This is a genomic window from Frankia sp. AgKG'84/4 (assembly GCF_023242965.2).
GTDB lineage: Bacteria > Actinomycetota > Actinomycetes > Frankiales > Frankiaceae > Frankia.
Map to the genome: position 1 here is coordinate 1 of NZ_JALKFU020001102.1, position 1363 is coordinate 1363.

Here is a 1363-nt window from a genome sequence, read left to right on the forward strand (position 1 = left end):
CGGCCCGCAGCCCGTCGAGCACGTCGGGCACCAGGTCGAGATGCGCCCCGGAGAGGATCGAGAGCCCGACCAGGTGGGGCCCAGGGGGACGGCGAGTCGTGCCCGGCGCCGGACCCCTCCCGGCCGCCACCCAGCGGGGCGTCATCGGCGCTGTCGCTGAAGGGTGGACGCGGTGTCATGGTAGGCACTTTCCCTTGCTAGCCTGAGCGATTCCTGAATGCCGACCAACGTTCGGCTGAGTGGCCCTGCGTCCACTCGGCCGCGCGGTCGTTCCGGGGGCGGCCGGTCAGGCGTCGGGCCGGCGCCCTGCCAGTAGATCACGAATCTCGATGAGCAGGCGGGCCTCGTCGGTCAGCACCGGTTCCTCCTCGGGCGGCACCTGGCCCCGTGCGCGCCGGTCGTTGAGGGTCTTCAGCGGGAGCACGACGACGAAGTAGATCACTGTGGCGACGGAGATGAACGCGATCAGACTGTTGATGAACGTGCCGTAACGAAAGACGCTTCCATTGATCTTGAATGTCAGTGCGGAGAAGTCGGGCTTTCCGAAGATCGCGGCGATCAGCGGCGTGAAGATGTTGTTCACGAGTGACGTGACCACCGCGGTGAACGCGGTGCCGACGACCACGGCCACGGCCAGGTCGACCACGTTCCCCCGCATGAGGAACTGCTTGAAGCCCTTCACTGACGGTGCCCCCCCTTGAGGTGCTGGTGTGTGATGGGAGGATATCGGTGCACGTCAGAGCTGTCCGACCAAGCCCCTATGTCCCTGATGGGCGGTTGTCAACCAGGCGCGCGCAACGTCCAGGGAAATCCGTGGTACACCGGTGGGACGAATGGATGCGCTCAGGGCTCGGGATCGGAGGTCGTCTGGTGACGGACGGTGCGCGACGGTCCCATTGGGACGAAGATCCCCGGCAGCCCCGCTATCGCGGCCCGGACCCCGACGACGCGGTCCGAACCAACGCAGCCCACCCGCCGAACGGCCGGTCGGGGCCCTACCCCTTCGGTTCGCCCGAACCCGCCGGTCCTGACACCGGCTGGGAGTACGGCCCGGGCGATCCGTCGGCGACCGGCCCATACCAGGCCGCGGCGGCCGGCCCCGGCCCGGCGGGAGACCCCTACGACCCCTACGACCGGGGATACGGGCCGGACCCGCGGTGGCAGCCGCCGCCGAGCCCCCCATCGGCTGGCCCGAACGGACAGCCGGGCAGGCCGGGACCGGGGCAGGCCCCGGGCGCGGCCAGAGCAGGCGGGACACCCGCACCCGGCGGATCCTCGACGTCGGTCCGCCGCGCCCTGGTGCCACCCGTGGGCGGCCGGCGACCCACCGGCCCGGTCTCGGCGCGGACGGGCGGGCTGCAAC

General features: G+C 70.8%; 2 protein-coding genes. One reads left to right on the forward strand and one right to left on the reverse strand.

All coding sequences use genetic code 11. The annotated features are described in order from the left end of the window. Positions 1-286: 286 nt before the first annotated feature. The gene (mscL, locus tag MXD58_RS27640) at positions 287-658 is read right to left on the reverse strand and encodes a large conductance mechanosensitive channel protein MscL (protein WP_248840134.1); all 372 of its coding nucleotides are present in this window, start codon (positions 656-658) and stop codon (positions 287-289) included. Positions 659-1157: 499 nt separating this feature from the next. On the opposite strand from mscL, the gene MXD58_RS27645 reads away from it, so the two are divergent. Continuing rightward, the coding region (locus tag MXD58_RS27645) for a hypothetical protein (RefSeq protein ID WP_250611063.1) at positions 1158-1363 on the forward strand (206 nt) is incomplete at its 3' end.

Excerpts from the sequence above, each read along its gene's own strand:
- mscL (WP_248840134.1), bottom strand. The coding sequence starts at position 658 with ATGCGGGGGAACGTGGTCGACCTGGCCGTGGCCGTGGTCGTCGGCACC.